Source organism: Brevundimonas sp. (assembly GCF_036399195.1).
Classification (GTDB): domain Bacteria; phylum Pseudomonadota; class Alphaproteobacteria; order Caulobacterales; family Caulobacteraceae; genus Brevundimonas.
The window spans coordinates 1-5,787 of record NZ_DASWNO010000249.1 but is presented as its reverse complement, the minus strand read 5'-3'; the positions used below and the strand labels follow the sequence as shown (position 1 = coordinate 5,787).

5 protein-coding genes and 1 tRNA gene are annotated in these 5,787 nt (G+C 67.9%); 3 read left to right on the top strand and 3 right to left on the bottom strand.

Translation table 11 applies throughout. The features are described 5' to 3' along the window. Positions 1-12 precede the first annotated feature (12 nt). Positions 13-1,392 (bottom strand): glutathione-disulfide reductase, encoded by a 1,380-nt coding sequence (gene gor / locus VGB60_RS11025; RefSeq protein ID WP_331038306.1) that lies wholly within the window; start codon positions 1,390-1,392, stop codon positions 13-15. A 170-nt stretch (positions 1,393-1,562) separates the two neighbouring features. Here gor and VGB60_RS11020 point away from each other — a divergent pair, with 170 nt between their 5' ends. After that, complete coding sequence (locus tag VGB60_RS11020; RefSeq protein ID WP_331038305.1) at positions 1,563-2,516, top strand: hypothetical protein; 954 nt, start codon at positions 1,563-1,565, stop codon at positions 2,514-2,516. Positions 2,517-2,525: 9 nt separating this feature from the next. On the opposite strand, the gene rpiA is transcribed toward VGB60_RS11020, so the two are convergent. Next, positions 2,526-3,209, bottom strand: a complete 684-nt coding sequence (gene rpiA / locus VGB60_RS11015; protein WP_331038304.1) for a ribose-5-phosphate isomerase RpiA — start codon at positions 3,207-3,209, stop codon at positions 2,526-2,528. Beyond that, positions 3,206-4,561 carry a bifunctional UDP-N-acetylglucosamine diphosphorylase/glucosamine-1-phosphate N-acetyltransferase GlmU gene (gene glmU, locus VGB60_RS11010; RefSeq protein WP_331038303.1) on the bottom strand — a complete coding sequence of 452 codons (1,356 nt, stop codon included), beginning with the start codon at positions 4,559-4,561 and terminating at the stop codon, positions 3,206-3,208. The genes rpiA and glmU overlap by 4 nt, the downstream gene beginning before the upstream one ends. A 66-nt stretch (positions 4,562-4,627) precedes the next feature. On the opposite strand from glmU, the gene VGB60_RS11005 reads away from it, so the two are divergent. Together VGB60_RS11005 and VGB60_RS11000 are read left to right on the top strand one after the other, a co-directional pair. After that, entirely contained in the window at positions 4,628-5,311 is a 684-nt protein-coding gene (locus VGB60_RS11005; protein ID WP_331038302.1) for an HAD-IA family hydrolase, read from the top strand. A 70-nt stretch (positions 5,312-5,381) separates the two neighbouring features. Beyond that, a tRNA-Val gene (locus tag VGB60_RS11000) sits at positions 5,382-5,456 on the top strand. Positions 5,457-5,787: the final 331 nt, after the last annotated feature.

Sequence of the window (5,787 nt, the reverse complement as noted above, 5' to 3'; positions counted from 1 at the left end):
ACGGGGGCGAGATCACCCCGCGCTGGTGTTCTGGGACTGCTTTTCCTTCAGCGTGACCAGTTCCTCCGCCATGGTGGGGTGCACGGCGCAGGTGGCGTCCCACTGGGCCTTGGTCAGACCGGCCTTCACGGCGATGGCGGCCAGCTGGATCATCTCGGGCGCTTCGGGTCCGACGATGTGGACGCCGACGACTTTCTGGCTCTGGGCGTCGACGACCAGCTTCATCAGCATCCGCTCGTCCGAGCCGGTGAAGGCGTATTTCATCGGCCGGAAGCGGGTCACATACACATCCACCTCGCCCGGGCAAGAATGCCGCGCCTCGCTCTCGGACAGACCGACGGTGCCGACGGGCGGCTGGCTGAACACCGCCGTAGCGACGGCCTCGTAGTCGAAATGCTGGGGATTGTCGCGGAAGACGGTCTCATGGAAGGCCACCGCCTCGCGGATCGCGACCGGGGTCAGGTTCATGCGGTCGGTGACATCGCCGATGGCCCAGATGTTCTCCGCCGTCGTGTGCGAGAGGGCGTCGACCTTGATCGCGCCCTTGTCGTTCAGCTCGACGCCGGCGGCCTCGAGGCCCAACCCTTTCACATGCGGCTCACGCCCGGTGGCGAACATGACCACGTCCGTCTCGATCGTCATGCCGTTGCCGAGCCGGTTAAGCAGCCCGGTCTCGGTCTTCTCGATGCTGGTGTGCTGGCAACCGAGGATGACCTTGATCCCGCGCTTCTCGATCTCGCCGGCCAGATGGGCCCGGACGTCGTCATCGAAGCCGCGCAGGATGTTCGGGCCGCGATAGATCAGGGTGGTCTCGACCCCCAGCCCCGCGAAAATCCCCGCGAATTCGACCGCGATATAGCCGCCGCCCGCGATCAGGATGCGCTTCGGCAGTTCCGGCAGATGGAAGGCTTCCTCCGACGAGATGGCGTGCTCGATCCCCGGCACCTCCGCCGGCATCCACGGGCGGCCGCCGGTGGCGATCAGGATGCGTTCGGCGGTGACGGTCTGGTCTTTGCCCACGATCTCGACGGTGTGGGCGTCCTTCAACACCGCCCGCCCGTGGATCAGATCCACTCCGGCCTTGCCGAGGTTGGCGACGTAGATGCCGGACAGGCGCGCGATCTCGACGTCCTTGGCATGGATGAATTTGGGCCAGTCGAAACTCGACTCCACCGTCCAGCCATAGCCCTCGGCGGTATGGAACTGATGGGCGAAGTCCGAGGCCATGACCATGAACTTCTTGGGCACGCACCCGCGGATGACGCAGGTGCCGCCGACGCGGTGCTCTTCGGCGACGGCGACGCGCTTGCCCCCCAGAGCCGTGAGCCGGGCGGCGCGGACTCCGCCGGATCCCGCTCCGATCACGAAGAGATCGTAGTCATAGGTCATGATCGCGCGCGCCCCTGAATGTGCTGCGGACCAGATAGGCGCCTTCGCCGCGGAAATCACGCTCGCGGGCAAAGAGCCTCGTCGGGAAGTACGCAACAACCTCGCCACGCTTTTGCATTTTTCCGGAAATCGTCGTTAGTCTCCTGTCCTGAACGGACACGAAGGAGGCGGATATGCTCGGACTGCTGTTGGCTGGAGCGGTTCTGGCCGCCCCGATGCAGGCTCAGGATCCCGGCGCAGCGGCGCCCCTCGACGGGCCGGTCACGCTCGAAGATGTCACGGTCACCGGCCGGCCGCTCCAGACCCTGATCCGAAACTTCGTCGGCGAGGTCGCCGAGCCTAACCGCGGCCGCGGCCTGGCCCGCTGGGATGACAGGGTCTGCGTCGGCGTCGTCAACCTCCGTGTCGATGTGGCGCAATATCTGGCCGACCGCATCTCAACGGTCGCCCAGGACCTCGGCCTGGAGACCGGCGGCGACGGGTGCAACGCCAACATTCTGATCATCGCCACGGCGGACGGCGAGGCTGTGGCCGCATCGATGGTCGAAGACGGCAAGCGTATTTTCCGGACCGGTGGACCCGGGATGGACAGGGGCGGCGTGGCGCTGCGAGATTTCGTCGAAACCGACCGCCCCGTTCGCTGGTGGCAGGTCGCCACCCCCGTGAACTCGGAGACTGGCGAGCGGGCCGTCAGAATTCCCGGCGAATGCTCCGGGTCGTGTCAGTCCGTGAACGACATGGCGCCAGTCATCAATGTTCTGGCCGCCTCCCGACTCAACTCCCAGATCGTGGATGAGCTGACGCGCACCATCGTGATCGTCGACATCGATGAGGTCGAGGGCATGTCATCCCTCCAACTGGCGGACTACATCGCCATGGTGTCTCTCGCGCAGATCGACCCGGGCGCCGACACCTCGGCCTATGCGACGATCCTGAACGTGATGGCGGATCCGCAAGGCGTGGACTCACTAACGGATTGGGACAAGGCCTATCTGACCGGACTCTATGGGGCCGAGCGCAATCGGGTGAGCATGCGCTCTAACCGCACTCAGATCGCAGCCTCGATCGGTCGGGCTCACGGCCAGATACGAGCGGCCGAGGACCAGGCGACATCCGAAGCGGACTGATGCGTGCTCTTAGGGGATCAAGGCCTCGACGCCGCCGTCCCCGCCGATGATCGCCTCATCCGCTAGGTCGAGGAACAGGCCGTGCTCGACCACGCCCGTGATAAGCTTCAGATCGTCGGCTAATCGTGCAGGGTCGTGAATGACGCCGCATTTGGCGTCGTAGATCACGTTGCCGCCGTCGGTGCGGACGAGACCGCGCTCGGCGGTTCTCGCACGGGCCGGCATGGCGATGTCATGATCGACGAGCACGTCGGCGATCCGGTTGGCGGTGGTCTTGTGCCCGAAGGCCTCCACCTCGATCGGCAGGGCGAACGCCCCCAGCGTCTTCACGACCTTGGCGGCGTCAGCGATGACGATGCAGCGTGTCGAGGCCTCCCAGACCAGCTTCTCGCGCAGCAGGGCCGCCCCGCCGCCCTTGATCAGCGCCAGACCCGGACCGATCTCGTCGGCCCCGTCGACGGTCAGGTCGATGCGGGGGGTGTCGTCCAGCGTCGACAGCGTCAGTCCCAACTGCCGCGCCAGCTCGGCGGTCGCCTCCGATGTCGGCACGCAGCGCAGCCCGCTCAAGTTCCGCGCCGCCAGCGCCCTGACGAACCATGCGGCCGTTGAACCCGTGCCGAGTCCCACGACCATGCCCGCTTCGACCCGGAGAGCCGCGGCCTCTCCGGCGATCCGTTTCTGCAGGTCGCTCACTTGGCTTTCAGCGCCTTCTTCGCCCGCATCCGGTCCATGAAGCGCGTGGCCCAGCCGGTCTTGGCCTCCTGCTGACCCCGAGCAAGCGCGAGATCACCCGGCGCCACGTCGCGCACGATCACCGAGCCGGACCCGACCATGGCGCCGGCCCCGATCGTCACCGGGGCGACCAGCGAGCTGTTGGAGCCGACAAACGCGCCCTCCCCCACCACCGTGCGGTGTTTGAAAAAGCCGTCGTAATTGCAGAAGATCGTGCCCGCGCCGATGTTGGCCTTGGCCCCCACCTCTCCGTCGCCGAGATAGGCCAGGTGGTTGGCCTTGGACCCGGCCTTCATGGCGACGTTCTTCACCTCGACGAAGTTGCCGACCTTGACCCCTTCGGCCAGATCCGCCCCGGGCCGCAGGCGGGCGTAGGGCCCGACCTCGGCCCCGGCCGCGACGGTCGCGCCCTCGATATGGCTGAAGCTGCGGATGCGGGCGCCGGAGGCGATCTTCGCGCCGGGGCCGAACACGACGTAGGGCTCCACCGTCGCGCCGCCGCCGATCTCGGTGTCCCATGACAGGTGAACCGTGTCAGGCGCGGGCATGGTCACCCCGGCGGCCATCAAGGTTTCGCGCTGCACCTTCTGAAACAGAGCCTCGGCCTGGGCGAGTTCGGCCTGGGCGTTCACCCCCATCACCGCATCCTCACTGGCCATGACGGTTCGCGTCGGCGCGCCGCGTGCGCGGGCCAGTCCGACCACGTCCGTCAGGTAGTATTCGCCCTTGGCGTTATCGTTGCGGACCTCCGCCAGAAGCTCGAACAGCAGCCGCGCCGGGCCCGCCATGACGCCGGAGTTGCAGAGGCTGACCTTGATCTGGTCCGGCGTCGCCTCCTTGTGCTCCACGATGGCTTCGAGGCCGCCGTCCGCGTCGAGCAGCAGCCGGCCGTAACCCGTCGGGTCGCGCGCCTCGAACCCGACCACCGTGATCCCCTCCCCGCTGCTGAAGGCGGCCTCGATGTCCCGCGCCTTCAGCAGGGGCACATCGCCATAGGTGATGACGACCTGCCCCTCGAACCCCGCCATCGCCGTCTCCGCGGCGCGGACGGCGTGGCCCGTTCCGAGCGGCGGGTCCTGAACGGCGATGGCGCCCTCCCCGAGACGTTTGACGACGTGCTCCCGCACCTCCGGCGAATGGTTTCCGACCACGACGACGATCCGCTCGCAGCCCAGGGCCTCGGCCGCATCAATGGCGTGGTCCAGCATCGCGCGCCCGCCGACCGGGTGCAGAACCTTCGGCAGCGGCGACTTCATGCGCGTGCCCTGGCCGGCGGCGAGGATGATGGCGGCGCGGGCGGTGTGGCTGGTCATGAATCGGTCCGGCGGCTAGTCGTCGCCAGCGGTCTAGCCCATCCCGGCGACCGACGGGAGATGCGGATGACGACGCGCGACCTCGAAGGCTGGACCATCGCCTTCGACCTGGACGGGACCCTGGTGGAGACGGCGCCGGATCTGATCGGGACACTGAACCGCCTGCTGGCGCAGCGCAACCTGCCGGCTGCGCCGCTGGAGTCGGCGCGCACCCTGATCGGCCGTGGCGCCATCCCTCTGCTGATGCGCGGCTTCGAGGCGGCTGGGGAGCCGTGGGACGAGGCGGCTTCCCCGGCCCTGCTTGAGGCGTTTCTCGCCGACTACCGCCTGCACATCGCCGACGGCAGCACCCCCTATCCGGGCGCGGTCGAGGCGCTGGACCGGCTGGCGGCGCGCGGCGCGATCCTGTGCGTGGCGACCAACAAGCCGACCACGCTGGCCGTGGCCCTGTTCGACGCCATCGGCCTGTCGAGCCGCTTCGCCAGCCTCTGCGGCCCCCAGTCGGTCTCGGCGCGGAAGCCCGACGCCGCCCACATCCGCGAGGCCGTGCTGCAGGCCGGCGGCGATCCTGCCCGCGCAATCATGGTCGGCGACAGCATCACCGATCTCGACGCCGCCCGCGCCACCGGCGTGCCGTGCATCCTCACCACCTTCGGCTACACCGAGACCCCTGCGGCGGAGCTGGGCGCCGACGCCCTGATCGATCATTTCGACGAGCTGGAGGCGGCGATCGACGCCCTGATCCGCTGATCGACCATCTTGCGCGCCGCGGACGCGCGGGCTATGTCGCCGCCTCCCCGTCCAGACGGGGCGGCCCGATGGATGCGTAGCTCAGCGGGAGAGCACCTCGTTCACACCGAGGGGGTCACAGGTTCAATCCCTGTCGCATCCACCATTCTTTTCGATGACGAAGCGTCTCCCGCGCGGCCGTGCGCCGGCGCAGCTCCTGCGCCCTGACGAAAAGCGCCTGCGACCGCATCAGGTCTGCTTCATCGTGATTTCTGCGAACTGCCCGCGGTCGTTGCAGCGTCCGCCCGCCCGGTTGCATTTCCGTTGAGCCGTTTGGCGCCTGTCCTTAGCTTTCTTATCCCGGGCAGCCGCTGCCGCTGTCAGCGCCACAGCGGTCTCGGTCGGGGAGTCGCGCCTGTACGGCGCAGCAAGAGCGAGCGGCTGGATGCGCAACTTTCTTGGCCTGGCGGTCATCGCCGTTACGATCGCCGACCCCG